This is a genomic window from Tepidimonas fonticaldi (assembly GCF_001675355.1).
Classification (GTDB): domain Bacteria; phylum Pseudomonadota; class Gammaproteobacteria; order Burkholderiales; family Burkholderiaceae_C; genus Tepidimonas; species Tepidimonas fonticaldi.
The window spans coordinates 1-24,328 of sequence record NZ_LZDH01000034.1 but is presented as its reverse complement, the minus strand read 5'-3'; the positions used below and the strand labels follow the sequence as shown (position 1 = coordinate 24,328).

Here is a 24,328-nt window from a genome sequence, read left to right as displayed (position 1 = left end):
GCCGAGACCATCGACCAAGGAGACCGCTTGATGACCGCCTCGCCCATCCCCGCCCCGGTGCACCGCATCGCCGTCATCCCCGGCGACGGCATCGGCACCGAGGTCATGCCCGAGGGCCTGCGTGTGCTGGAGGCCGCGGCCAGCCGCTTCGGCCTCGACCTGCGCTTCGAGACCTTCGACTTCGCCTGCTGGCCGTACTACGAGCGCCACGGCGCCATGCTGCCGCCCGACTGGCAGGACCTCCTCGGCGGGTTCGACGCGATCTACTTCGGCGCGGTCGGCTGGCCCGAGAAGATTCCCGACCACGTCTCGCTGTGGGGCTCGCTGCTGCAGTTTCGCCGCGCGTTCGACCAGTATGTCAACCTGCGCCCGGCGCGGCTGATGCCGGGGGTGCGCTCGCCGCTGGTGCGCGCCGACGGCACGCCGTACGCGCCCGGCGAGATCGACATGCTGATCGTGCGCGAGAACACCGAGGGCGAGTACTGCAGCATTGGCGGGCGCATGTTCGAGGGCACCGAGCGCGAGCTGGTGGTGCAGGAGACGGTGATGACGCGCCACGGCGTGGACCGCGTGCTGCGCTTCGCGTTCGAACGGGCGCGCCGCCGCCGCGGCCGCCTGACCAGCGCCACCAAGTCCAACGGCATCGCCATCACCATGCCGTACTGGGACGAGCGCGTGCGCGCGATGGCGGCGGGCTACCCGGACGTGGCGGTGGACCAGTACCACATCGACATCCTGACCGCGCACTTCGTGCAGCGGCCCGACCGCTTCGACGTCGTCGTGGCCAGCAACCTGTTCGGCGACATCCTGAGCGACCTGGCGCCGGCCTGCACCGGCACGATCGGCATCGCGCCGTCGGCCAACCTGAACCCGGAGCGGCGCTTTCCGTCGCTGTTCGAGCCGGTGCATGGCTCGGCGCCGGACATCGCCGGCCGCGGCATCGCCAACCCGATCGGGCAGATCTGGTCCGGCGCGCTGATGCTGGACTTCCTTGGCCACCGCGACGCGCACGACGCCATCGTGCGCGCGATCGAGGCGGCGCTGGCGCCCGGCAGCGGCGCGCCGCGCACGCCGGACCTGGGCGGGCGCGCCGGCACCGCCGACCTCGGCCGCGCCATCGCCGAGGCGCTGCGGGCCGAGGCGCTGTGCGCCGGGGCATGAAACGGCGTGGGTAGAATACGCCCCTTTTTCGCGCCGGTGGGCCGTCGCGTCCGCCGGATTTGGAGAGAGTCTTGCACATGAACAAAGCACAACTGATCGATCACATCGCGGAGCGGGCGGAATTGACCAAGCAGGAGGCCGCGCGCGCGCTCGACGCCTTCCTGGCCACGGTCTCGGACACGCTGGCCCGCGGCGGCGACGTCACGCTGGTGGGGTTTGGCACCTTCCAGGTGGATGAACGCGCGGCCCGCAAGGGGCGCAACCCCAAGACGGGGGAAGTGGTCGATATCGCTGCGGCTAAAATGCCGAAATTCCGTCCGGGCAAGGCGCTCAAAGACGCCGTCAACGGATGACCGCTCCGGCTGCCGGCCCCGTGGTCCTGGCAGTCACCGGATCGGGTGCTTAGCTCAGCTGGTAGAGCGGCGCCCTTACAAGGCGTAGGTCGGCGGTTCGATCCCGTCAGCACCCACCAACCCTTCCCGAAGCGCGCAGGTCATGTTCGACGTCTTTCGCAACAACATGAAGGTGCTCATGGCCCTGCTCATGTTGTTGATCATCCCCTCGTTCGTCTTCTTCGGCATCGAGGGCTACACCCGGTTTCGCGACCAGTCCGAGCCCGTGGCCCGGGTGGGCGGCGAACGCATCACCCGCACCGAATGGGACGCCGCCCACCGGCGCGAGGTCGAGCGCCTGGCGGCGTCGATGCCCGGGGTGGACCGTGCCCTGCTGGAGGGCGAGGACAGCCGGCGCGCGACCTTGGAGCGTCTGGTCACCGAACGGGTGCTGGCGCGCGCCGCCCAGGACATGCGGCTGGTGGCCACCGACCGCCGGCTGGCGGCCGAGCTGCTGCGCGACCCGACGATCGCCGGCCTGCGCAAACCCGATGGCACCCTGGATGTGCAACGCTACCAGGACCTGCTGCGCGCCCAAGGCATGACGGCCGAGCAGTTCGAGGCGGGCGTGCGTGCCGACCTCGCGCGCCGCGCGGTCACCCAGGCGGTGGCGGACAGCGCCGTCATGCCCAAAGCCTCGGCCGAATGGGCCGCACAGGCGTTTTTCGAGCGGCGCGAAGTCGCGCCGGCGTTCTTCCGGCCGGCGGATCACGCGTCGGCCATCCAGGTGTCGGATGCCGACCTCAAGGCGTTCTACGACGAACATGCGGATGAATTCCGCACGCCCGAGCAGGCGGACATCGAATACGTGGTCCTGGATCCCCAGGCCGTCGCCGCGCGCATTACCCCCAGCGAAGCCGAACTGCGCGACTACTACCGGCAAAACGTGGCCGACACCTCGCGCGCCGAGCAGCGTCGCGCGTCCCACATCCTGCTGCTGCTCCCACCCGGCGCCTCTGCCGACGAAAAGGCCCGTGTCCGTGCCGAGGCCGAGCAGATTCTGGCCGAGGTGCGCCGCGATCCCAAGCGGTTTGCCGAGCTGGCCCGCACCCGCTCGCAAGACCCGGGTTCGGCTGCGAAGGGTGGCGACCTGGATTGGTTTGGCCGTGGCGCGATGGTCAAGCCCTTCGAAGATGCGGTCTTTGCGCTGCAGAAGGGGCAGATCTCCGACATCGTGGAGAGCGAGTTCGGTCTGCACATCATCCAGCTCACCGACGTGCGCCAGCCCGAGGCCGAGCCGTTCGAGAAGGCCCGCCCCCGCATCGAGGCCGAGGTGCGCCGCCAGCTCGCGCAGCGGCGGTTTGCCGAGGACGCGGAGCGCTTCAGCAATCTGGTGTACGAACAGTCCGACACCCTGGCACCGGCCGCCCAGGCCCTGGGTCTGACGGTGCACCGGGCGACGGTCGAGCGCACCGGCCCGGTCGGGGCTGCGGCCGATGCGCTGCTGCGCGAGCCCGCTCTGCTGCGCGCCGTCTTCAACGAAGAGGCCCTGGGCCAGAAGCGCAACAGCGCGGCGATCGAATTGGGCGGCAACCGGTTGCTGTCCGTGCGCGTGTTGGCGCACCGGCCGTCCGAGCGGCGGCCGTTCGAGGCCGTGGCGTCCGAGGTGCGCCAGCGGCTGGTTCAGCAACGCGCCCGCGCGGCGGCGCTGGAGGCCGCCCGTGCCGCCCAGGCCCAATGGTCCGCCCAGACCCCGGCCGCATCGGCACTGCGCACGCCGGTGCTGGTGTCGCGCCAGGACGCCCAGGGCCTGCCGCCGGCGGCCGTGCGCGCGGCCATGAGCGCCCGGCTGGAAGGCGACGCCCCCGCGTGGGTGGTGGTCGATCTGGGGGCCGACGGTGCGGCCGTGCTGCGCGTGCGGCGCGGCCCCCCGCGCGAGGCCCCCGATGCGGTGCGTCTGCTCAACGAACGACAAGAACTCGCCCGGCTGTGGGGCGAGGGCGAGGCCCAGGCCTACCTGGGGGCCTTGCGGCAGCGCTACAAGGCCGAGATCCTGGTCAAGTGAGTGGCGCGAGGGGGAACCCCCCAAAAAAACGGCGATATAATGTCGGCTTCTGCGGTGGCTGTAGCTCAGTTGGTAGAGTCCCAGATTGTGATTCTGGTTGTCGTGGGTTCGAGTCCCATCAGCCACCCCACCCCCATTTGACGATCGTCAAATGCCCACGCGGTGAAACGACAGCCGTTCCGCGTGCGCACCGGGCAGCATGAGATGATGACCATCGACCATGCAGCTGCCCGCGTCTCCATCCCCCTGTTCTGACGTCGATCCCAAGGCGGTTTTCGTCGCGCGCGGACTGTCCAAGGTCTATGGCAGCGGCGAGGCCGCGGTGCATGCTCTGCGCGGCGTGGATCTGGACATCCGGCAGGGCGAGTTCGTCGTGCTGCTGGGGGCCTCGGGCAGCGGCAAATCGACGCTGCTCAACATCCTGGGTGGGCTGGACACCCCCACCGCGGGGCAAGCCACCTGGTTCCATGCCGGGCAGGCGCACGACCTGGCGCAGGCCGACGACGCGGCCCTGACGGCCTACCGGCGCGATCACGTCGGCTTCGTCTTCCAGTTCTACAACCTGATCCCCAGCCTGACCGCGCGGGAGAACGTGCAATTGGTGACGGATCTGGTGCCCCATCCCATGGACCCCGCCGAGGCCCTCGCGCGGGTGGGGTTGGGTCACCGGCTGGACCACTTCGTCTCGCAATTGTCCGGAGGCGAGCAGCAGCGGGTGGCGATCGCCCGCGCGATTGCCAAGCGCCCGGCCGTGCTGCTGTGCGACGAGCCCACGGGTGCGCTGGACTGCGCCACCGGTGTGCGCGTGCTGGAGGCCATCGAAACCGTCAACCGATCCGTGGGCACCACCACGGTGGTGATCACCCACAACGCCCCCATCGCCGCGATGGCCGACCGGGTGCTGCGGCTGGTGGACGGGTGCATCGTGGACGTGCAGCCCAATCCGCACAAGGTGCCGGCGCGCGACCTGCGCTGGTAGTCGGGGGGGATGGTGCGGGCCCTGGACATCAAGCTCTGGCGCGATCTGCGGCAGCTCTGGGCCCAGGTGTTGACGATTGCCGTCGTCGTGGCGATCGGGGTGGCGGGCTTCGTGGGCATGTTTGCCGTCTACGACTCGCTGTTGTCCTCGCGGGACGCCTTCTACCGCGACAACCGCTTTGCCGATGTGTTCGTCGCGGTCAAGCGCGCGCCGCTGGCGGTGCGCGACCGGCTGGCCGCCGTGCCCGGGGTGGCCGAGGTGAAGACCGAGGTGGTGTTCGATGCCCAGGTGGATCTGCCCGGGGTCGCGACGCCGGTGTCCGGGCGCTTCGTGGGGCTGGATCTGGCGCGTGCCCAGCAGGGGCGCCAGGGGCTCAATGCGCTGACGTTGCTGTCCGGCCGCTGGCCCGAGGCGGGCGGTCCGCTGGAGGCCGTGGTGACCGACCGGTTTGCTGTGGCGCGCGGCTTGCGCCCCGGCGACGTGGCCCATGCCATCCTGGCCGGCCGCCGCGAGGCGGTGCGCATCGTCGGCACGGTGGCGACGCCGGAGTATGTGTTTGCGATGCGCGGCGACATGCCGGATGACGAGTCGTTCGGGGTCTGGTGGATCGACGACGAGCGCATGGCGCGGGCGTTCGACATGACGGGCGCGTTCAATCGCGTCGCGCTTCGGCTGCACCCCGGCGCGGCGCCGGCCCCGGTGATTGCGCAGGTCGATCATCTGCTGGCGCGGTTTGGTGCGCTCGGCGCCACGGGCCGCGACTTGCAGATGTCGCACAAGATCGTCACCGACGAGCTGTCGCAGCTGCGTGTGATGGGGACGGTGCTGCCGGGCATCTTTCTGGCGGTGGCGATGTTCATTCTGAACGTCGTGCTGCACCGGCAGGTCACCACCCAGCGGGCGCAGATCGCGTCGCTCAAGGCCTTGGGGTACGCCAACGCCGCCATCGCCCGGCACTATGTGCGCTTTGCGCTGGTGATCGCGCTGCTGGGCGTGGCGCTGGGGCTGCTGGGCAGCCAGGCCATCGGCCGGCTGATGCTGTGGGTGTATGCCGAGGTGTTCCGCTTTGGCCGCCTGGCGTATGCGACGGCCCCGTGGTTGATCGTGACGGCCGCGCTGATCGCGGTGCTGTGCGCGACCCTGGGGGCGTGGACGGCGATCCGTGCCGTGGTGCGGCTGCAGCCGGCTCAGGCCATGCAGCCCCCCGTGCCGGCGGGCTATCGCCCGACCCTGATCGAGCGCCTGGGCTATGGCCGCCATGTCACGGCGGCGGCGCGCATGGTGGTGCGCAACGTGGAGCGCCGGCCCCTGCGTGCCGGCCTGACGGTACTGGGCATTGCCGCGGCGGTGGCGCTGCAGATTTCCGGGGCGTTCTGGCTGGATGCGATCGCGCACATCGTGGATGTGCAGTTTCGGCAGGTGCAGCAGGGGGACGTGTGGGTGGACTTCGATCGGCCCATGCCGGCGACCGTGGTGAACGATCTGCGCCGGCTGCCCGGTGTGATCGATGCCGAGGGCTATCGCAACGAGCCGGTGCGCCTGCAGGCGGGTGCGCGGCGCGTCGATACGGTGCTGTCCGCCCTGCCCGCGCATGGCCGGCTGCTGCGCGTGGTCGACGAGGCACGCGGGCCGCTGACCCTGCCCGCGCAGGGGGCGGTGGCCTCGGCCTTGCTGGCGCGCGAGCTGGGCTTGCGCCCGGGCGACCGGGTCACGGTGGCGTTTCGGCTGTGGAACCGGCGTGTCGTGGAGGTGGAAATCGTCGACATCGTGCACACCCAGTTCGGCAAGGCCCTGTACATGGAGCTGGCGGCGCTCAACCGGCTGGCACGTGACGGCGACGGCGTCACCCATGCCGCCCTGCACGCCGATCTGGCGCAGCGCGAGGCCCTGTGGCAGGCGGTCAAATCGGCCCCCTTCATCAGCGCGGTGGTGGACAAGGATGCCGTGGTGCGCGCCTTCAACGCCCGCACCGAGCGCAACATGGGTGTCTTCAGCGGCATCCTGACCGCGTTTGCCGTGGCGATGGCGGTGGGCATCATCTACAACGCCGCGCGCATCGCGCTGTCGGAGCGGGCGTGGGAGCTGGCCAGCCTGCGCGTGCTGGGCATGACGCGGCGGGAGGTGTCGGTGCTGCTGCTGGCCGAACTGGCGGTGGAGCTGCTGCTCGCCCTGCCGGTGGGGGCGGCGCTCGGCTGGGCGCTGGCGCATCTGCTGATGCGGCTGATGTCGTCGGACGCCATCGATTTTCCGGTCGTGATCGCGCCGGCGACGTATGCCGGGGCGGCGCTGGTGGTGCTGGCCGCGGGTGTGGTCAGCGCCTGGCTGGTGCGCCGGCACATCGACCGGCTGGATCTGGTCGCGGTTTTGAAGGTGAGGGAATGAACGAGACACCGACACGGTCGCCCTGGGGGCGACGCGCAGCCATCGCGGCTGGGGTGCTGGGGGTGGCTGTGCTGGGGGCGTGGGTGCTGCAGCCGCGCCCGCTGGTGGTCGATGTGGCCGCCGTGCACGAGGGCCGCTTCGAGCAGACGGTGCAGGAGGACGGCCGGCTGCGGCCCGTACAGCGCTACACCGTCGCGGCGCCCTTGCAGGGGCGCCTGGAGCGCCCGACGCTGGACGTGGGCGCGGACGTGCGCGCCGGGGACGTGCTGGCAGTGCTGCATCCGGCGGCGCCGGCGCTGATCGATGCGCGCACGCGCGCCGTGCTGCAGCAGCGCGTGGGCGCGAGCGAGGCTGCGCTGGCTGCGGCCGACGCGCAGGGGCAGCGGGCGCGGCTGACCCACGATCAGGCGCGCGCCGACCTGCAGCGCACGCGCGATCTGGCGCAGCAGCGCTTCGTCGCGCCATCGGCTGCGGAGCAGGCCGAGCGGAGCGAGCGCGCGGCCGCCCAGGCCTTGGCCGCCGCCGAGGCGGAGCGCCAGCGCGCGCGCTACGCCGTGGCCGAGGCGCGGGCCGCGCTGGCCCAGGCGGACGGCGGCGCGCCGGGGCGCCCTTGGCCGGTGCGCAGCCCCGTGGGCGGGCGCATCCTCAAGCGGCATGTGGACAGCGCGGTGCCGGTCAATGTCGGTCAGGCGCTGTTCGAGATCGCCGATCTGGCACAACTGGAGGCGGTGGTCGATGTGCTGTCCGCCGACGCCCTGCGCATTGCGGTGGGGGCGCCCGCCACGGTGTCGGTGGGGCCCGCCGTACCCCCGTTGACCGCCCGGGTCGCCCGGATCGATCCGACGGCCTTCACCAAAGTGTCCGCGCTGGGCGTGGAGGAGCAGCGCGTGCCGGTCGTCCTGGCTTTGGAGGGCCCGCCCGCCGAGGCGATTCTGGGGGATGGCTACCGGGTCGAGGCACGCATCGTCGTCTCGGCGCAGGAGCGGGTCACGCTGGTCCCCACCGGGGCGCTGGTGCGCGACGGCGCGGGCTGGCAGGTGCTGGTCGTGGAAGGCGGGCGCGCCGTCGCGCGCCAAGTGGCGTTGCGCGATCGCAACGCCGACGTGGCCTGGATCACGGACGGTGTACGCGCCGGCGACACCGTGGTGTTGTATCCGGGACAACTGGTGCGCGATGGGCAACGGCTCCGTCCCCGCGCGGCGCCGGGGCAAGTATCGGGCTGAGTGCGCTGCTGCCCCCCCACCCCGGGCTGGCACAATTCACGCACCCTGATTGCTGTCAAGACATCGAATGGCCAAAGGCATGATCCTCGCCGCGGGGCAGGGCACCCGCGTGCGTCCGCTGACCAAAGACCTGCCCAAACCGATGGTGCCCATCCTGGACAAGCCGGTGATGGAGTACCTGGTGGAGCGGCTGGCCGCGCACGGCGTGCGCCAGATCATGGTCAACGTGGCCTGGAACCACCACAAGATCGAGCAGTACTTCCGCGACGGGCGCCGCTGGGGCGTGGAGATCGGCTACTCCTACGAGGGCGTCTACGAGCACGGCGACATCCTGCCGCGGCCGCTGGGCTCCGCGGGCGGCATGAAGCGCATCCAGGACATGAGCGGCTTCTTCGACGAGACTACCATCGTCCTGTGCGGCGACGCGCTCGTCGACCTGGACATCACCGCCGCGCTGGCAGAGCACCGCGCCAAGGGGGCGCTGGCCAGCGTGGTGACGCTGCCGGTGCCGCGCGAGCAGGTCGGCAACTACGGCATCGTGGTGGCCGACGAGGACGGGCGCGTGGTCTCGTTCCAGGAAAAGCCCCGGCCGGAGGAGGCGCGCTCAAATCTGGCCAGCACCGGCATCTACATCTTCGAGCCGGCGGTGCTGGACCTGGTGCCGTCGGGGCGGGTGTTCGACATCGGCGCGGAGCTGTTTCCGCTGCTGGTGGAGCGCGGCCTGCCGTTCTACGCGCAGAGCCGGCCGTTCCACTGGATCGACATCGGGCGCGTCAGCGATTACTGGTCGGTGCTGCAGCGCGTGATCAGCGGCGAGATCGCCGACCTGTGCATGCCCGGCACCGAGGTGCGCCCGGGCGTGTGGGTGGGGCTCAACACCCGCATCGACTTCGACCGCGTGCAGGTCACCGGGCCGGTTTACATCGGCTCCAGCGTGCGGCTGGAGGAGGGCTGCTCGATCGTCGGGCCGGCGTGGATCGGCCACGGCAGCCACCTGCGCGCCGGCTCGCGCGTGGAGCGCAGCGTGCTGTTCGAGTACACGCGCATCGGCGCCGGCATGCTGTTCCAGGACATGATCGTCTCGCCGAGCTACTGCGTCGACCGCCACGGCCGCGCCACCTACGTCGGCGACGACCGCTGCCCGCTGCGCTGGGGCGACGCGCGCGCCTGACGGCGGCCTCCGCCACGGCAGGCCGTCCAGTCCGACGGGAGGTTGGTCAGCGCCCGGCGGCCGGCTCGCGCGCGGGCGCCAGCCACGCCAGCGTCAGCGTCGCGGCGGTGGAGGCGATCAGCGCCCCGGCGAACGGCGCCAGCGTCGGCACGTTGGCCGGGAAGGTGGCGGCCACCAGCCCCTGCCACAGGTTGCCGGCGGCCCAGGCGTCCGGCAGCACGGCGCCGACCAGCCCGGCCGCCATGCCGATCAGCGCCGCGTGGCGCGGCGTGCGCCGCCACAGCCCCAGCAGCAGCGGCACCGCGGCGGTGGCGCACAGCAGGTCGGCCACCAGGAACAGCCGCAGCACCGACAGGCCCTGCCACGCCACGGCGACCACCGGCACCATCAGCAGCACGGTGGCCCAGCGTGCGCCGGCCAGCGATGCTTGGCGGCGCTGCGTCACCAGCAGGGCCGCGATGCCGCTTTGCAGCGTGTCCACCGACGACGCCACCAGGGCCACGGCCAGCACCAACACCGGCGCGACAACCCAGTCCGGCGCATGCTGCACCAGCGCAAAAAACGGCACCGGTGGCGTCCCCAAGGGCAGGCCCTGCTGGGCCGCCAGCATCCCCAATCCCCCGACCAGCGCGATGGCGGCCGCGGTCGTCACGGCGCCCAGCCACGCGCCGCGTTGCAGCGCGCGCTCGCTGTGGGCTGCCCAGATGCGCTGCCAGTAGCCCTGGTGGAACAGGTTGGCCGCCGTGACGGCAATCACCAGGGTGAGCGCCACCGACAGGCCCACGGGCAGGGGAGCGGCGGCCGGCGCCGATGGCGCAGCTGCCGTGGACGCCGGTGGGGGTGCCGGCGCCTGGACGACCACCGCACCCACCCAGGCCAGCAGCGCCAGCAGCAACCACGCCTGCCAGCGGTCGGTGGCCAGACTGGCGCGCAGCCCGCCCCAGGCGGTGTAGATCAGCGTGACGGCCGCCACGGCCAGCACCGCCCAGCGCCCGTCCTGCCCGGTCAGCAACGCCACGATGCCGCCGATGGCGGTCAGCTCCGCGGTCAGAAAGCACAGCATGTACAGCAGCGACAGCAGCAGCACCCAGCCGCGCACAGCGCCCCCGAACCGCTCACCGGCATACTCGGTCAGGCTGCGCCCGGCGGGCATTCGGCGCCGGATGGCCGGGCCGCACCACGCCAGCACCAAGAAGGGCAACGCCGCCCCGATGGCATAGCCGGCCAGTGCCACCGGGCCGACGAAGGCGCCGATTTCCGGCGGCACGAACAAAATCCACGCCCCCAGCCCCGAGGCCAGAAAGGACAGGCCCAGGGTGGTCGCGGACTGCGAGCCGCGGGCGGTCAGGTATTCATCGAGGGTGGTGTCCGCCGAGCGGGCCCGCAGACCCACCCACAAAAAGGCGAGCAAGGCCCCACCCACCGTAGCGATCGGCAACGCATTCATGTCGCACTTCCTCCGCCGGTACGAACCGGATCAGGTTCCAGGGTCTGGTCGTCGGCCCCCATGGCCCACGCCCACTCTCAGCCCGTTGCGCGCCGGTCACGGCGGCTCAGGGCTCCCCTGGCGACGTTCGAGAACCGCGATTCTAGTGCGCGTTGCGCAACACCACCTTGCCCATCACCCGGCGCGATGCCATCAAGGCGTAGGCTTGGGGCAGCTGTTCCATGGGCAGCACGCGGTCGATCACGGGCTTGATGTGGCCCTGCAGATACCACTGCGCCAGCGTCTGCAGCATCGCGGCGTTGGCCTGAGGCTCGCGGCGGGCGAAGTCGCCCCAGAACACGCCCACCAGCGACGCGCCCTTGAGCAGCGGCAGGTTCAGCGGCAGTTGCGGAATGGGGCCCGCCGCGAAGCCGACCACCAGATAGCGGCCCCGCCAGGCGATCGAGCGGAAGGCGGGCTCGGCCAGCTCACCGCCCACCGGGTCGTAGATCACATCCGGCCCCCGGCCTTCGGTCAGCCGCTTGATCTCGTCGCGAAAGCTCCCGCCGGCCGTGTGCACCGAGTAGTCCAGCGTCGCATCGGCCCCCAGGCGTTGCGCCAGGGCGCATTTGTCGGCGCTGGAGGCGGCGGCGATGACCCGGGCGCCGTGGTGTTTGGCGATCTGGATGGCCGCAGTGCCCACGCCACCCGCCGCGCCGAGCACCAGTACCGTCTCGCCCGGCTGCAGCGCTGCCCGGTCGATCAGGGCGTGGTAGGACGTGGCATAGGTCATGATGAACGCCGCGGCGTCCGTCAGGTCGAACGCCGCGGGCAGCGGGATGCACCGTTCGGCCGGCGCCAGGGTGTGGGTGCCAAACCCCCCGGTGCCGCTGAGGCAGGCGATCGGCTGGCCCGGCTGCAGGTTCGTCACGCCCGGGCCGACGGCGCGGACGGTCCCGGCGTACTCCGATCCCGGCACGAACGGCAGCGGGGGCTTGAACTGGTATTTGTTCTGAATGATCAGCAGATCGGGGAAGTTGAGGCTCGCGGCCGCAATCTCGACCAGCACCTCGCCCGGGCCGGGGGTCGGGGTCGGCAGTTCCTTCCAGGTCAGGGCGTCGACGCCCACAGGGTTTTCGCACAGCCAGGCGTGCATCCGGTGTCTCCTTGGGGTGATGTGTGGTTTGCGCGGGGAGTCGCGGCATCATAGGGGCGGGCGCCCCCCAGGGGTGTCACCGGCGTTGCGGTCGGGCCGCCTACAATGCCTCGCCATGAGGATCCTGCTCTCCAACGACGACGGCTACCAGGCGCCGGGCATCGTGGCGCTGGCCCGCGCGCTGTCCGCGTTTGCCGACGTCGAGGTCGTGGCGCCCGAGCACAACAACAGCGCCAAGTCCAACGCGCTCACGCTCAACGCCCCGCTGTATGTGCATCGCGCTTCCCCCGGGGTGCGTTATGTCAACGGTACCCCGGCCGACTGCGTGCACATCGCGCTCACGGGGCTGCTCGACTACCGGCCCGATCTGGTCGTCTCCGGTATCAACAACGGGGCCAACATGGGTGACGACACGATCTACTCCGGGACGGTGGGCGCGGCCATGGAGGGCTATCTGTTCGGCATCCCGGGCATTGCGTTTTCTCTGACGGAAAAGGGCTGGGCCCATCTGGATACCGCCGCCGCCCTGGCCGCGGAGCTGGTGCGGGCCTTGCAGCCGGCCGCCGAGGCGCATCGCCGCGCCATGGCCGATGCGGCGCCCGATGCCGCCCATCCCGGCCCGTGGCTGCTCAACGTCAACATCCCCAGCCTGCCGCGCGAGGCCATCCGCGGCTTCAAGGTCGCGCGCCTGGGGCGCCGCCATGCGGCGGAGCCGGTGATCACCCAGGTCAATCCGCGCGGCGAGACCATGTACTGGATCGGCGCAGCCGGGCCCGCCAAGGACGATGCCGAGGGCACCGATTTTCATGCGACGCGCCAGGGCTATGCGTCGATCACGCCGCTGCAGATCGATCTGACCGACCACGGCCGGCTGGCCTACTGGGCGCAGACCGCCGCCGCTTTGTCCGCCGTGGCCGGCGCCGGGGGGCGGGGGGTGCCGGCTGGGGCCCACGCTCCCCATACCTCCGATCCCTCCCAGGCAGGCCATTCAGACCAGCGCCCATGGTAAAGCCGCGGCCCGACGCCCCCCCTGCGGCCGCGCCCGCGGCGGCGGGTGCGCGGCCGCGCTTCCCGGCGACGCTGGACCGGGTGGCGCCCGCGGCGGCCGGTGGGCGCCCCGGTGGTCCGGGCAGCGCAGCAACACGCCCGTCGGGGCGGGCAACCGCGCCCGCGCCACCGCCGGTGGCGGGCGTGGGGCTGGATTCCGCGGCCGTGCGGCGCGCGATGGTGGGGCGGCTGGCCGATTTGGGTCTGACACACCCCGCCGTGCTGCAGGCCTTCGAGCGGGTGGAGCGCCACCGTTTCGTCGATTCCGCGCTGGCGGCCCAGGCCTACGAGGACACCAGCCTGCCGATCGGCTGGGGGCAGACGATTTCCAAGCCGAGCGTCGTCGGGCGCATGCTGGAGCTGCTGTGCGCGGGGCGGTCGTTGCCGCTGGGCCGCGTGCTGGAGATCGGCACCGGCTGCGGCTACCAGGCGGCCCTGTTGTCCCATCTGTGCCACGAGGTCTACAGCATGGAGCGCCTGCGGGCGCTGCACGAAAAGGCGCGCGAGAACCTGCGGCCGCTGCGCATTCCAAACATCCATCTGATTTTTGGCGACGGCATGCCAGGGTTTGCGCAAGGGGGGCCGTATGCCGGGATCATCGCCGCGGCCGGCGGCGAGGACATTCCAACGGCGTGGCTGGAGCAGCTGGCGGTGGGTGCGCGGCTGGTGGCCCCGGCCGAACTCCAGCCCGGCCGGCAAAGCCTGGTGGTGGTGGAGCGCACGCCAAAGGGGTTCGAGCGCCAGGTGCTCGAGGGCGTGTGGTTCGTCCCCCTAAAATCCGGGGTTGCTTGACGGAGGACGTACGCACCCATGAATCGCCAACGACACGGGATCCTGGCCTCGACCACCCATGCGACCCGACTGTGGGGGGTGCTGCTGGGCGCCGCCCTGGTGTTGGCCGGCTGCGCTGCCCCCAAGCAGCCCGCGCGGCAGGCGCCGGTCGTCGATCGCTCGCCTGCACCCACACCAATGTCCCGCAGCGTTTCTGCGCCGGCTGCCCCCGTCGCCGCCCCGCCCGGCAGCGAAAATGCCGGCAAGCCGGGCTACTACACGGTTCGCCCCGGCGACACGCTCTACCGCATCGGCCTCGAGCAGGGGCAGAGCTGGCGCGACATCGCGGCCTGGAACGGTCTGACCAATCCCCACCTGATCGAGGTGGGCCAGGTGTTGCGCGTCGTGCCCCCGGGCGCGACTCCCGCCACGGCCGCCGTCACCACCCAGCCCGTCACCGGGGCCAGCGTCCAGGCGCGGCCGCTCGATGCCGCCAACAGCGCCAACACCGCCAGCGCTCCCGCGGCTGCGCCGGGCGCGGCGGCCGGATCGCGGCCGGCGACCGCGAGCGCCCCTGCTACCGCGGCCGCCCCGGCGGCTGCGCCCACGCCGGCCCCCGCGGCCAATGGCGATGCGATCGCCCTGGTCTGGCCGGCGCGCGGCCCGGTGCTCTACTCATTCGACGAAACCCGCAGCAAGGGGGTCGGCATCGGTGGCCGAGCCGGGGACCCCGTGCTGGCCGCAGCCGACGGGCGCGTGGTCTATGCCGGCTCGGATCTGCGCGGCTACGGCAACCTGATCATCTTGAAGCACAACAACACCTATCTGACGGCCTATGCCCACAACCAGACCCTGCTGGTGCGCGAGGACCAGACGGTTAGGCAAGGGCAGAAGATCGCCGAAATGGGCAGCAGCGACGCCGACCGGGTGAAGCTGCACTTCGAGGTGCGGCGGCAGGGCAAGCCCATCGATCCGCTGAGCCTGCTGCCGAGCCGCTGATGAGCCAGGCCCCCGATTGGAGCGCCGGCAGCCTGCCCGGCGACGCCTCCGCCACCGCCGCCACGCCCGCGACCGACTCCCCGCGCCCCCCGGGCATACCGGCCGACGCGCTGGGCATCCAGGCGCTGGACCTGGAGGCCCAAGGCATTGCGCGCCGGCCCGATGGCAAGGTGGTTTTCGTCGAGGGCGCGCTGCCCGGCGAATGGGTGGAGGTGCAGGTCACCCGCCGCAAGAACCAGTGGGAAGCCGCCGAGCTGCGCACCCTGCATCGCGCCTCGCCCCTGCGCGTCGTCCCGCGGTGCCCGCACTTTGGCCTGCACGCTGGGGCCTGCGGCGGCTGCAAGATGCAGCATCTGGAGCCGCTGGCGCAGGTGGCCATCAAGCAGCGCGTGCTGGAAGACAACCTGTGGCGGCTGGGCAAGGTGCGGCCGCAGCAGGTGCTGCGCCCGATTGCCGGGCCCGCCTGGGGGTACCGTTGGCGTGCCCGCCTGTCGGTGCGCTATGTCGCCAAAAAGGGCGAGGTGCTGATCGGTTTTCACGAGCGCAAGAGCCGCTACGTGGCGGACATGGACTCGTGCGCCGTCCTGCCCCCGCATGTGAGCGCCTTGCTGCGGCCCCTGCGCGGCCTGCTCATGGGCATGGACGCGCGCGAGACCTGTCCGCAAATCGAGCTGGCCTGCGGGGACGGCGTGACCGCGCTGGTGCTGCGCCACCTGGAGCCCCTGTCCGATGCGGACCGGCAGCGCCTGCGCGACTTTGCCCGCGAGCACGCCGATGCTGCCGTGCAATGGTGGCTGCAGCCCAAGGGACCGGACAGTGTGCACCGGCTGGACGCGGACGACGGCACGCCCGAGCTGTCGTATGGTCTGCCGGAGTTCGGTCTGGTCATGCCGTTTCGGCCCACCGATTTCACCCAGGTCAATCCGCACATCAACCGCGTGCTGGTCGCGCGTGCGCTGCGGCTGCTGCAGGCGGGCCGAGACGAGCGCGTCATCGACTGGTTCTGCGGGCTGGGCAACTTTACGCTGCCGCTGGCGACCCAGGCGGGCGCGGTGCTGGGCATCGAGGGCAGCGAGGCCCTGGTGGCGCGCTCGCGCGAAAACTGGCAGCGCAACCAGGCCCGGCGCGGGGGGCTGGCGCCGACCACGTTCGTCGCGCGCAACCTGTTCGAGATGACGCCGGCGCAACTGGTGGCCGACGGCGTGGCCGATCGCTGGCTGGTGGACCCGCCGCGCGAAGGCGCGTTTGCGCTGGCCAAGGCGCTGGCCGATCTGCACCAGGCCGCGCTGGCCGGAGCGCAGGTGACCCCCACCCCGACCGGTGAGCCGTGGCGTCCCCCGCGGCGCATCGTGTACGTCAGTTGCAATCCCGCCACCCTGGCCCGCGATGCGGGGTTGCTCGTGCATCAGGCGGGTTATCGGTGCACGGCGGCGGGCGTGGTCAACATGTTCCCCCACACGGCGCACGTCGAAAGCATCGCGGTCTTTGACCGGCCGGACGAGTGCTGAGGATGGATCGCTGTGGCCATGCGCGGCCACATGCGGGCCACGCGCCCGGTCAGCCGGTCAGCGATTGGCGGCAGGGGCAGCGGGGGCGGAGGGTGGCGCGGTGGCCGGAGCGGGGGGTGCGATGCGCGGCACGATGCTGCCGGTGGGCGGGGTCGCGGTTGGTGCCGACGGTTTGGCGGCAGAGGGGGCGACGACCTCCTCGCTCGGGCCGGTGGATTCGGCCGGTTTGACCGGGGCCGCCGGTGCGGAGGGCATCGCGGGGATGTTGTTTTCCCGCATGTACTCGTCCATCTCGCGCCAGCCGGCAAAGATCGCCGCCTTGGCCGCCCGCGGGTTGGCGGCGTAACAGTCTTCCAGGCTGCGCTGGGTGTGGCGGCAGCCCGCGCCGATCGCGCGTCCGTCGGCCTCGCGGCGCGCCGCCTGCTTGGCGGGGGTGTCGATGCCCAGCATGTCGCACCCCCCCAGCAGGGCCGAACAGGCGAGCAAGGCCGCCACGGCCCGCACCCGCCCGGACCGGGCGGGTGGCGCTGGGGGCGGCACGGGCGGCGTGGACGCGACGGTGAGCAAGCGCATGGTGGGGATTGTCGGCCACCGGGGAGTGGCTGGCTACCCCCATCCATGCACCAAAAAGCGGGCCAAAGCCGTCGCTTTTGACCCGCTTGGCCCGCTTGGCCCGCTTGGCCCGCTTGGCCCGCTTGGCCCGCTTGGCCCGCTTGGCGCGGTGGAGGCGGCCCGGCCCCGGGCCGATCCGTTCCGTCGATCAGTCCCGTTCGCCGCCAAAGATGCCCAGCAGGGCGAGCAGGCTTTGGAAGATATTGAACAGGCTCAGGTACAGCGCGAGCGTCGCGGTGATGTAGTTGGTCTCGCCGCCATCGACGATGCGCTTGAGGTCCACCAGTAAAAAGGCGCTGAAGATGCCGATGGCCATGATCGACAGGGCCGCCATGAACGCCGTGCTGCCGACGAAGACGTTGACGAGCCCGCCGATCAACAGCACGATGGCGCCGAAGAACAGCCATTTGGCCAGGCCGTCGAGGTCGCGCTTGACGATCGAGGCCAGGTTGGCCATCACGAAAAACACCCCGGCCGTGCCACCGAAGGCTGTCATGATGAGCTGTGCCCCGTTGCCGAAGCCCAGCACCGCAGCCAGCAGGCGCGACAGCATCAGCCCCATGAAGAAAGTGAAGGCCAACAGCACAGCCACGCCCGTGGCCGAATGTTTGGTGCGTTCGATGGCGAACATGAAGCCGAAGGCGCCCGCCAGGAACACCAGCACGCCGACGCCGCCGGACAGGGCTGCCGTGATGCCGGTACTCACCCCGATCCAGGCGCCCAGCACCGTGGGCACCAGGCTCAGCGCCAGCAGCCAGTAGGTGTTGCGCAGCACGCGCTGGCGCTCGCCGCCGGCGACGGCGGTGCCCGGGCGCGTGGAGACGGTGGTCAGACTCATGGATCGATCACTCCTGTGGTGAGAGGGACAAGGGGCAATGCGGTAAGCTTGCCAGCCTTTCGAATCTTTTGCTTAAGAGAAGTTCATGAAATCCCGCGCCGTGCTCGAACTCGCCGACGTCAAGGCCATCGCTGCCGCCGCCGAAGCGGAGGCCCTGAAAAACCACTGGGCGGTCACCATCGCCATCGTGGACGAGGGCGGCCATTTGCTGTGGCTGCAGCGCCTGGATGGTGCGGCGCCCATTTCGGCGCACATCGCACCGGCCAAGGCCCGCACGGCGGCCCTGGGGCGGCGTGAAAGCAAAGTCTACGAGGACGTCATCAACCAGGGGCGCACGTCGTTTTTGTCTGCGCCCACGCTGGAGGGCCTGCTGGAAGGCGGCGTGCCCATCATCCACGAGGGCGAGGTGATCGGCGCCGTCGGCGTCAGCGGGGTCAAGTCGAGCGAGGACGCCCAGATCGCCCGCGCCGGGATCGCCGCGCTCGGGCTGTGACCCCGCGCCGTGGCGCGCGCGGCGGGCGCCGCGTTCACGGCTGCTCGGTGACGAAGCCGATGCTGTGCAGCCCGGCGCGCTGGGCCGCTGCCAGCGCCTGCGCCACCCGCTCGTAGCGCACCGCGCGGTCCCCGTGCAGTTGCAGCGGGGGCTGCGGGTCCTGGGCGGCGGCTTCGGCCAGCCGCGTCGCCAGTTCCGCGTCGCTCACCGGCGCATCGTTCCACAGGTAGCGGCCGTCGGCGTCGATGGTCAGCCTCACGGCTTCGGGGACCGGGGCCTGCTGCTGCGCCGCCGCTTTCGGCAGGTCCACCTGTACCGCATGCTTCATCACCGGGATCGTGATCAGAAACACGATCAGCAGCACCAGCATCACATCGATCAGCGGAATCATGTTGATTTCGCTGAGCAGCTCGCCGTCGTCCGGGTCGTTGATCGAAAACGCCATGGTCGGTCTCCGTCGTGGGGGCGGTCAGCGGCCGTCGCTGCGCAGGGGGCGCACCTTGCCATCGTCCGCCGCGCCCCCGACCCGCGCCCCCGTCACGAAGTAGGCGTGCAGCTCATGCGCGAAGCGGTTGACCCGGTGCACCAAGGCCTTGTGGCCGCGCACGAGCGCGTTGTAGCCGAGCACGGCGGGGATGGCCACGGCCAGGCCCAGCGCGGTCATGATAAGCGCCTCGCCGATGGGGCCGGCCACCTGGTCCAGGGCCGCCGAGCCGCTGGTGCCGATGCCGATCAGTGCGTGGTAGATGCCCCAGACGGTCCCGAACAGCCCCACGAACGGGGCGGTCGAGCCCACCGACGCCAGAATCCACAGGCCCGCCTGCAGCCGGGCGACGAAGTCGTCGATGGCGTGGCGCAGGGCGCGCGTGACCCACTCGCTGACGTCGAAGCCGTCATGCAGTTGCGGGGCGCGCTCGCCGTCCAGCCCGCGGATGTGTGCTGCCGCCTCACGGCCCTGCGTGGCCAGCAGATAAAACGGGTTGTCGCCGCCATCGCCCAGCCGGGCCAGGCCGTCGGCGAAGTCGCGGCTGTGCCAGAAGGCCTCGACCTGCCGGGCCTGGGCGCGGTGCCGGCGCAGGTCCAGCGCCTTGAGCACGATGACGACCCAGGAGGCCACGGACATCAGCAACAGCAGCACCGCAATGGTGCGGATGACGCCATCGCCCTGGGCCCACAGGTGGGCCAGGCCAAAGGCGGCGGGGGTGGGGTTGGTTTCCATCGGGGGTCACTCCAGGACGAATTGAATCGGGATCAGATACCACATGGCTTCCGGCACGCCGTTGCGTTTGCCGGGGACATACTTCCAGCGCAGGACGGTTTGCAGCGCGGCCTGGTCCAGCCGCTCGAAGCCGCTGGAGGTGCGGACCTCGGCGGCCGATGCCGTGCCGTCGGCTTCGATGCGCACGCGCACGACCACCTTGCCCTGTTCGCCCAGGCGCCGGCTCAGCGGCGGATAGGGTGGGGGCGGATTGCTCAGGTAGGCCGCGCTGGCCGAGGGCAGATCGATCCGGGCGGGGGGCGCGGCGGCCGCCGGGGCCGTTGACCCGTCGGTTGCCGGCGCGGTGGACGCGGTGCCGGCGGACGGCACCGACGCCACCGAGGAAGGCGTGGGGGCGGCCGCCGTTGCGGGCGCCGGATCGGCCGGCCCGGGCGGGGATGCTGCCGGCACAACGGATGGCGGCGGCGCGTTCGGGGCGGGCATTGCGCTGGGCGCAGGGGCCGGCGCGCTGGGTGGGCGCTTGGCGGCGGCCAGAGGGCGGGGCCGCTGCGCCTGCGGCGGGGCTGGGGCCTCGACCGAGGGGGCTGGCGGCGCGGGGGCCACGGCAGAAGACGCGGGCAGCAGAGTGGCCTGCACCACGGTGGGCGCGGGTGGGGACGGGGAGCGTGCGCTCCAGGCCCCGTGCAAGGCCCACAAGGCCGCGGCATGCGCGGCCAGCACCCCCGCCACCGTGCCCGGCAGCCGGGCACGGTGGATCGTCGCGCGGCCCGGCGTTGGGGGGGCCGGCGCAGGGGCCGGGGGGACGAATGCGGCGCGCATCATGCCTTCAGAATCCATGTCGTCGCCAGCAGCACGAGGACCAGGCTGGCCAAGAGGACCGCAATCGGGATCATAGACACTCCAACGGGTGGAAAGCGCCGTGGCACAGCAGGGCCGGCGTCAGCGCGTCGATGGTCGCCGCCCCGCACAGCGCCATGGCGCCGCGCAGTTCGTCGTGCCAGCGCCGCCACAACGCGGCCACGCCAGGGGCGCCACCCTGGGCCAGGGCGGCCACCAGCGGCCGGCCGACCAGCACGGCGTTGGCACCCAGGGCGAGGGCCTTCAGGACATCCGTCGCCCGGCGCAGGCCGCCATCGACCAGCACGGGGCAGCGGCCCTGCACGGCCTCCACCACGGCCGGCAGCAGCGCGGCGGTCGGGGGCAGGCCGTCGAGCACGCGCCCGCCGTGGTTGGACACGACGAGCCCGTCGCACAGATCGGCCGCGCGGTCCGCGTCGGCCGGGTGGGTGATGCCCTTGAGCAGCAGTGGCAGCGGGCTGTGCGACCGCAGCCAGGCGACGTCGTCCCAGTCGGGCGCACGCGCCAGCAGGGCTTCCAGCGTGCCGGTTTCGGGGCGGGCGGGCAGGTTGGGTTGCGGCCAGTCCGCGGGCAGCGCAAAGCCGCTGGCGCGCTCGCGCTCGCCCGCCCACTGCACCGGGGCGTCCACGGTGAGCACGACCGCCTCGTAGCCCGCGCGGTGGGCCCGTTGCACGAGGCGCAGCCAGTCCTCCCGTTCGCCGTACGGGTAGAGCTGGAACCACAACGGCCCGCGCTGCGGCTCGGGCAACACCGCCCGGGCCACCGACTCCAGCGCCGTGCTCGCCTGGGTGGACAGCACCAGCCCCGCCCCTTGGGCGGCGCAGGCGAGGGCCAGGCCCCGTTCGGCGTCCGGATGGGCCAGCGCCAGGTGGGCCATGGGCGCGGCCAGCCAGGGGGTTGGCCAGCGCCGGCCCAGCAGCGTGACCTGGGTGTCCACCTGCCGGGGGGTGGCGAGCACCCGTGGACGCAGGCCGATCGCGCGCCAGGCCGCGGCGTTGGCGCGCAGCGTCACCTCGTCGCCCGCGCCGCCCTCGAAGTAGGCGCGGATGGCGGCCGCTGCCAGCGGCGCGGCGGGTGTGGTGTCGGGGGGGCTGGCGGTCATGGCGTGGCCCAGAGTCGCAGCAGGTTGTGATAAACCCCGCTGAGCGCCAGGGTCTCGCGCGTTTCGCCCAACTGCTGGCGCAGCCGCAGCAGGTTCATGTCCAGCTCGAAGAGCAAACGGCGTTGTTCGTCGCTGCGCACCATGCTCTCGATCCAGAAAAAACTGGCCAGGCGTGCGCCGCGCGTCACTGGCGTCACCTCGTGCACGCTGGTGCCGGGGTAGAGCACGGCGTCGCCGGCCGGTAGCTTGATGCGGTGCGTGCCGTAGGTGTCGTGGATGGTCAGCTCTCCGCCGTCGTAGTCCTGCGGATCGCTGAGGAACAGCGTGCACGACAGGTCGGTCCGCACCCAGGCGTCGTCGGCGTGCGAATGCAGCACCGCGCCGTCCACATGGGGGCCGTAGGCAGGGGCGTCGGGACGGTAGCGGTTGAACAGCGGGTTGTACAGGCGCCGCGGCAGCGCCGCCGAGAAGAACAGCGGATCGCGCCCGACCGCCGCCCGCACCAGGGCCTGCAGACGGCGGGCGGCCTCGCTGTCCTGCGCCAGTTGCTCGTTGCGTTTGACCGCCGAGGCCTGGGCGCCGGCGCTGGTGCGGCCGTCGAGCCAGAGGGCTTCGTCGGCCAGCAGCCCGCGCGCGGTGGCCAGCTCCTCGGGCGTCAGCACGCCTTTCAGGTGCAGCAGCATGGCAGGGCTCCGGCGGACTCAGAACACCGTTTTGACGCTCAGCATGACCTTGCGCGGCGCCCCGGGGGTGTAGAACCCGCGGTACAGCGCATCGGCATACCGCTTGTCGGTCAGGTTGGTGACGTTGAGCTTGACCGTGGTCCGCTCGTCGACCGTGTACTCCACCATGCCGTCCCAGACGGTGAAGGACGGCGCCACATAGGTGCGCTGGCCCTCGGGGTTTTGGGCGCCCCGGTGCGTCCACCCGATGCCGACGCGCCATTGGGGGGCGAGGCGATAGGTGGTCCAGGCGCTCAGGCTGTGCCGGGGGGTGAGGGCGGGGCGGTCGCCCTCGACCTGGGCGCCGGTGCCGTTGGCCGACAAGGCCTGGTTGCTGCGGTCGATGCGCGCGCTCGGAATCCAGGTGTGGTTGTAGAACACCTCCCACTTCGGGGTCAGGCGCCCCGCCGCGCTGATTTCCACCCCGGTGGCGTGGCGTTTGCCCGACAGCAGCATTTGCTGGGCGGCGCTGTCGGGGTCGGTGTTGCGCTCGTTGAACTTTTCGGCGCGGAACAGCGCGACGCCCAGGCTGGCGCGCTGCTGGAAGAGCTCCCACTTGGCGCCGATTTCGGCGTTGCGGCTCTTTTCGGGCGGGGTGTTGGCCAGCTTGGCGTTGCTGCCACCCGGGGCGAAGGTGCCCAGGGCAAACTGGTAGGTGTCCCCCGAGGTGTTGTACGACTGGCCCAGCGACACGTAGTAGGACGCCGTCTCGCTCGGTTGGTACAGCGCGCCGATGCGCGGGCTCCACAGGTTTTCGGTGACCGATCCGGTGTTGCCCGCGGTGTCGCGGTAGGTCGCGCGGAAGCGGTCGAAGCGCAGCCCGCCCACCAGCTTCCAGTGCGGCGTCAAGGCCACCACATCCTGGACATACAGACCCAGGCTGTCGGCGTCGAAGGTGTTGAGCGGGGGCGCCCCCCGGGTGTCGGCCCGCCAGGCGCCGTCGTTGGGCGTGCCCACCGTGGTGCCCAGGCCGGAGGCGGCACCGCCAAAGCTGTTGTTGCGCCGCGCGTCCTCGACGGTCAGATCGACCCCGGCCGTCAGGTGGTGGGCCAGCCCCCCAGCCTGGAAGCGGTGGCTGTAGTCGCTTTGGATCTGGGTGATGTCGCTTAGGCCATAGCGCCCTTTGGGATTGCGGTTGAGCCGCGTGGCGTCCGTGGGCGGGTTGGCAAGCGAGACCGCCTGTCCCCCTGGCTGCTGCGCGGCGGGGGCGAAGACGATGGCGCTTACCCACAGGTCGCGCTCGTAGCGGCCATGGCGCACGGTGGTGCGCAGCTCCTCCTGCGGGCCGAAGCGGTGGGTGTGGGTCAGGGTGAGCGCCGTTTGTTCGGTATTTTGGTAGTCGCTGGCCAAGCCATAGTAGTTCTTGGCGGGCAGCACCGGCACGATGGTTCGGGTGGGGTCGGTGGCGCTGCCCGTCAGCAGCCAGGGGTGGTTGTAGTTGGGGCGACCCTCGGTCTGCAGGTGGTACAGGTCGATCTGGAACTCGTCGCGTCCGCCGATGCCAGTGCGCCAACTGGCGGCAAGGCCGCGGCGGTCGTCCTTCGCCCCCCAGTTGTCGTTGTTTTGGGCCATGGCATTCAGGCGCACCGCGCTGTCGGGGCCGAGGGGCCGGTTCAGATCGGCCTGCACGCGGCGGTGGCCGCCGCTGCCGAGCGTGAGTTCTGCCTCGTACCGGTCCATCAGGAACGGCTGCTTGGTGACTTGGTTGACGACGCCGCCGGTCGAGCCCTTGCCGAACAGCATCGACGCCGACCCTTTGAGCACCTCGACCCGTTCGGTCGCGAAGGTGTCGCGGGTGATGAGCTGGCCCTCGCGCAGGCCGTCGCGGTAGATGTCGCCCGCTTGTCCGAGCGAGAAGCCGCGCAGGCGCATATCCTCCTCGCCGGTTTCGCCGGCCAGGAAGGTCACGCCGGCGGTCGCCTTGAGCACCTCGCGAAAGTCGTCGAGGTTGCGGTCGTCCAGCAGTTGCTCGGTCATCACCGTCACATGCTGAGGGATGTCGCGCAGGGCCTGCTGGCCTTTGCCCAGCCGGGTGTCGGTGGCGCGCAGGGTGCTTTTGGCGCGGATTTCGGTCGGGTCGCCCGCGTCGCGCACGGTGACGGTGTCCAGGCTGCCAGCCACGCCTTCGCCGGCGGGCATGGCGGTCTGGGCGGCGGCCTGCAGACCGCTGGCGAGCAGCAGCGCCCCCAGCGGCAGCGCGGCCGTGCTGCGCGCAGGGGTGGGCGGGGTGGCGCGGCGGGGAGCGGGCGAGGGGTGGGTGGGGC

Annotated in this window: 22 protein-coding genes and 2 tRNA genes; 14 read left to right on the top strand and 10 right to left on the bottom strand. The window is 71.5% G+C overall.

The features are described from left to right. Positions 1–30: 30 nt before the first annotated feature. The 9 genes from A9O67_RS03635 (at position 31) to A9O67_RS03595 (ending at position 9,313) form a co-directional block, all read left to right on the top strand. A complete protein-coding gene (locus tag A9O67_RS03635) occupies positions 31–1,161 on the top strand; it encodes a tartrate dehydrogenase (RefSeq protein ID WP_068607442.1) in 1,131 nt (376 codons plus the stop codon). A 77-nt stretch (positions 1,162–1,238) separates the two neighbouring features. Beyond that, positions 1,239–1,514, top strand: coding sequence for an HU family DNA-binding protein (locus A9O67_RS03630; protein WP_068607441.1), 276 nt, complete (start codon positions 1,239–1,241; stop codon positions 1,512–1,514). A gap of 43 nt (positions 1,515–1,557) precedes the next feature. Further along, positions 1,558–1,633: transfer RNA gene (locus A9O67_RS03625), tRNA-Val, on the top strand. Positions 1,634–1,656: 23 nt separating this feature from the next. Beyond that, positions 1,657–3,558 carry a SurA N-terminal domain-containing protein gene (locus A9O67_RS03620; RefSeq protein WP_068607439.1) on the top strand — a complete coding sequence of 634 codons (1,902 nt, stop codon included), beginning with the start codon at positions 1,657–1,659 and terminating at the stop codon, positions 3,556–3,558. Positions 3,559–3,612: 54 nt separating this feature from the next. Further along, positions 3,613–3,688, top strand: a tRNA-His gene (locus A9O67_RS03615). Between the two features lie 90 nt (positions 3,689–3,778). Beyond that, positions 3,779–4,537: an ABC transporter ATP-binding protein gene (locus A9O67_RS03610; RefSeq protein WP_068607437.1), complete on the top strand. Its 759-nt coding sequence runs from the start codon at positions 3,779–3,781 to the stop codon at positions 4,535–4,537. Between the two features lie 9 nt (positions 4,538–4,546). Beyond that, positions 4,547–6,919, top strand: a complete 2,373-nt coding sequence (locus A9O67_RS03605; RefSeq protein ID WP_231960196.1) for an ABC transporter permease — start codon at positions 4,547–4,549, stop codon at positions 6,917–6,919. Next, complete coding sequence (locus tag A9O67_RS03600; protein ID WP_068607435.1) at positions 6,916–8,142, top strand: efflux RND transporter periplasmic adaptor subunit; 1,227 nt, start codon at positions 6,916–6,918, stop codon at positions 8,140–8,142. The genes A9O67_RS03605 and A9O67_RS03600 overlap by 4 nt, the downstream gene beginning before the upstream one ends. 79 nt (positions 8,143–8,221) lie before the next feature. Further along, complete coding sequence (locus A9O67_RS03595; protein WP_197484423.1) at positions 8,222–9,313, top strand: sugar phosphate nucleotidyltransferase; 1,092 nt, start codon at positions 8,222–8,224, stop codon at positions 9,311–9,313. Between the two features lie 46 nt (positions 9,314–9,359). On the opposite strand, the gene A9O67_RS13930 is transcribed toward A9O67_RS03595, so the two are convergent. Both A9O67_RS13930 and A9O67_RS03585 read right to left on the bottom strand, forming a co-directional pair. Continuing rightward, the gene (locus tag A9O67_RS13930) at positions 9,360–10,760 is read right to left on the bottom strand and encodes a sodium:solute symporter family transporter (protein WP_068607432.1); all 1,401 of its coding nucleotides are present in this window, start codon (positions 10,758–10,760) and stop codon (positions 9,360–9,362) included. Positions 10,761–10,902: 142 nt separating this feature from the next. Then, on the bottom strand, positions 10,903–11,895 hold the full coding sequence (locus A9O67_RS03585) for an NADPH:quinone oxidoreductase family protein (RefSeq protein ID WP_068607430.1): 993 nt from the start codon (positions 11,893–11,895) through the stop codon (positions 10,903–10,905). A gap of 115 nt (positions 11,896–12,010) precedes the next feature. Here A9O67_RS03585 and surE point away from each other — a divergent pair, with 115 nt between their 5' ends. Genes surE through rlmD form a run of 4 tightly spaced genes read left to right on the top strand, consistent with a single transcriptional unit; the run spans position 12,011 to position 16,220 of the window. After that, complete coding sequence (surE, locus tag A9O67_RS03580; protein WP_068607428.1) at positions 12,011–12,904, top strand: 5'/3'-nucleotidase SurE; 894 nt, start codon at positions 12,011–12,013, stop codon at positions 12,902–12,904. Beyond that, on the top strand, positions 12,898–13,734 hold the full coding sequence (locus A9O67_RS03575) for a protein-L-isoaspartate(D-aspartate) O-methyltransferase (protein ID WP_068607427.1): 837 nt from the start codon (positions 12,898–12,900) through the stop codon (positions 13,732–13,734). The genes surE and A9O67_RS03575 overlap by 7 nt, the downstream gene beginning before the upstream one ends. An 18-nt stretch (positions 13,735–13,752) precedes the next feature. Continuing rightward, entirely contained in the window at positions 13,753–14,712 is a 960-nt protein-coding gene (locus A9O67_RS03570) for a peptidoglycan DD-metalloendopeptidase family protein (protein ID WP_068607424.1), read from the top strand. Next, positions 14,712–16,220: a 23S rRNA (uracil(1939)-C(5))-methyltransferase RlmD gene (rlmD, locus tag A9O67_RS03565; protein ID WP_082955330.1), complete on the top strand. Its 1,509-nt coding sequence runs from the start codon at positions 14,712–14,714 to the stop codon at positions 16,218–16,220. The genes A9O67_RS03570 and rlmD overlap by 1 nt, the downstream gene beginning before the upstream one ends. Positions 16,221–16,277: 57 nt before the next feature. On the opposite strand, the gene A9O67_RS13540 is transcribed toward rlmD, so the two are convergent. Continuing rightward, entirely contained in the window at positions 16,278–16,793 is a 516-nt protein-coding gene (locus A9O67_RS13540) for a hypothetical protein (protein ID WP_197484422.1), read from the bottom strand. A gap of 187 nt (positions 16,794–16,980) precedes the next feature. Beyond that, the gene (locus tag A9O67_RS03555) at positions 16,981–17,670 is read right to left on the bottom strand and encodes a Bax inhibitor-1 family protein (protein WP_068607420.1); all 690 of its coding nucleotides are present in this window, start codon (positions 17,668–17,670) and stop codon (positions 16,981–16,983) included. An 85-nt stretch (positions 17,671–17,755) separates the two neighbouring features. On the opposite strand from A9O67_RS03555, the gene A9O67_RS03550 reads away from it, so the two are divergent. Next, the gene (locus A9O67_RS03550) at positions 17,756–18,163 is read left to right on the top strand and encodes a GlcG/HbpS family heme-binding protein (protein ID WP_068607419.1); all 408 of its coding nucleotides are present in this window, start codon (positions 17,756–17,758) and stop codon (positions 18,161–18,163) included. 34 nt (positions 18,164–18,197) lie between these two features. Here A9O67_RS03550 and A9O67_RS03545 read toward each other — a convergent pair whose 3' ends face one another. From A9O67_RS03545 to A9O67_RS03520, 6 genes are all read right to left on the bottom strand, one after another. After that, positions 18,198–18,608, bottom strand: a complete 411-nt coding sequence (locus A9O67_RS03545; protein WP_068607417.1) for an ExbD/TolR family protein — start codon at positions 18,606–18,608, stop codon at positions 18,198–18,200. A gap of 24 nt (positions 18,609–18,632) precedes the next feature. Then, positions 18,633–19,382 carry a MotA/TolQ/ExbB proton channel family protein gene (locus A9O67_RS03540; protein WP_068607415.1) on the bottom strand — a complete coding sequence of 250 codons (750 nt, stop codon included), beginning with the start codon at positions 19,380–19,382 and terminating at the stop codon, positions 18,633–18,635. Between the two features lie 6 nt (positions 19,383–19,388). Beyond that, positions 19,389–20,219 carry an energy transducer TonB gene (locus A9O67_RS03535; protein WP_231960195.1) on the bottom strand — a complete coding sequence of 277 codons (831 nt, stop codon included), beginning with the start codon at positions 20,217–20,219 and terminating at the stop codon, positions 19,389–19,391. Positions 20,220–20,271: 52 nt separating this feature from the next. Beyond that, a complete protein-coding gene (locus A9O67_RS03530; RefSeq protein WP_068607413.1) occupies positions 20,272–21,342 on the bottom strand; it encodes an alpha-hydroxy acid oxidase in 1,071 nt (356 codons plus the stop codon). Continuing rightward, positions 21,339–22,025: a Fe2+-dependent dioxygenase gene (locus A9O67_RS03525; RefSeq protein ID WP_068607411.1), complete on the bottom strand. Its 687-nt coding sequence runs from the start codon at positions 22,023–22,025 to the stop codon at positions 21,339–21,341. Before A9O67_RS03525 ends, A9O67_RS03530 begins: the two co-directional genes overlap by 4 nt. Before the next feature lie 18 nt (positions 22,026–22,043). Then, positions 22,044–24,328, bottom strand: a 2,285-nt coding sequence (locus A9O67_RS03520; RefSeq protein WP_331711350.1) for a TonB-dependent receptor, incomplete at its 5' end; no start/stop codon positions are given.

Excerpts from the sequence above, each read along its gene's own strand:
- A9O67_RS13540 (WP_197484422.1), bottom strand. The coding sequence starts at position 16,793 with ATGCGCTTGCTCACCGTCGCGTCCACGCCGCCCGTGCCGCCCCCAGCG.
- A9O67_RS03570 (WP_068607424.1), top strand. The coding sequence starts at position 13,753 with ATGAATCGCCAACGACACGGGATCCTGGCCTCGACCACCCATGCGACC.
- A9O67_RS03525 (WP_068607411.1), bottom strand. The coding sequence starts at position 22,025 with ATGCTGCTGCACCTGAAAGGCGTGCTGACGCCCGAGGAGCTGGCCACC.
- A9O67_RS03585 (WP_068607430.1), bottom strand. The coding sequence starts at position 11,895 with ATGCACGCCTGGCTGTGCGAAAACCCTGTGGGCGTCGACGCCCTGACC.
- A9O67_RS03530 (WP_068607413.1), bottom strand. The coding sequence starts at position 21,342 with ATGACCGCCAGCCCCCCCGACACCACACCCGCCGCGCCGCTGGCAGCG.
- surE (WP_068607428.1), top strand. The coding sequence starts at position 12,011 with ATGAGGATCCTGCTCTCCAACGACGACGGCTACCAGGCGCCGGGCATC.
- A9O67_RS03535 (WP_231960195.1), bottom strand. The coding sequence starts at position 20,219 with ATGGATTCTGAAGGCATGATGCGCGCCGCATTCGTCCCCCCGGCCCCT.
- A9O67_RS03620 (WP_068607439.1), top strand. The coding sequence starts at position 1,657 with ATGTTCGACGTCTTTCGCAACAACATGAAGGTGCTCATGGCCCTGCTC.
- A9O67_RS03600 (WP_068607435.1), top strand. The coding sequence starts at position 6,916 with ATGAACGAGACACCGACACGGTCGCCCTGGGGGCGACGCGCAGCCATC.
- A9O67_RS13930 (WP_068607432.1), bottom strand. The coding sequence starts at position 10,760 with ATGAATGCGTTGCCGATCGCTACGGTGGGTGGGGCCTTGCTCGCCTTT.
- A9O67_RS03605 (WP_231960196.1), top strand. The coding sequence starts at position 4,547 with ATGGTGCGGGCCCTGGACATCAAGCTCTGGCGCGATCTGCGGCAGCTC.
- A9O67_RS03550 (WP_068607419.1), top strand. The coding sequence starts at position 17,756 with ATGAAATCCCGCGCCGTGCTCGAACTCGCCGACGTCAAGGCCATCGCT.
- A9O67_RS03540 (WP_068607415.1), bottom strand. The coding sequence starts at position 19,382 with ATGGAAACCAACCCCACCCCCGCCGCCTTTGGCCTGGCCCACCTGTGG.
- A9O67_RS03545 (WP_068607417.1), bottom strand. The coding sequence starts at position 18,608 with ATGGCGTTTTCGATCAACGACCCGGACGACGGCGAGCTGCTCAGCGAA.
- rlmD (WP_082955330.1), top strand. The coding sequence starts at position 14,712 with ATGAGCCAGGCCCCCGATTGGAGCGCCGGCAGCCTGCCCGGCGACGCC.
- A9O67_RS03610 (WP_068607437.1), top strand. The coding sequence starts at position 3,779 with ATGCAGCTGCCCGCGTCTCCATCCCCCTGTTCTGACGTCGATCCCAAG.
- A9O67_RS03635 (WP_068607442.1), top strand. The coding sequence starts at position 31 with ATGACCGCCTCGCCCATCCCCGCCCCGGTGCACCGCATCGCCGTCATC.
- A9O67_RS03555 (WP_068607420.1), bottom strand. The coding sequence starts at position 17,670 with ATGAGTCTGACCACCGTCTCCACGCGCCCGGGCACCGCCGTCGCCGGC.
- A9O67_RS03630 (WP_068607441.1), top strand. The coding sequence starts at position 1,239 with ATGAACAAAGCACAACTGATCGATCACATCGCGGAGCGGGCGGAATTG.
- A9O67_RS03595 (WP_197484423.1), top strand. The coding sequence starts at position 8,222 with ATGATCCTCGCCGCGGGGCAGGGCACCCGCGTGCGTCCGCTGACCAAA.
- A9O67_RS03575 (WP_068607427.1), top strand. The coding sequence starts at position 12,898 with ATGGTAAAGCCGCGGCCCGACGCCCCCCCTGCGGCCGCGCCCGCGGCG.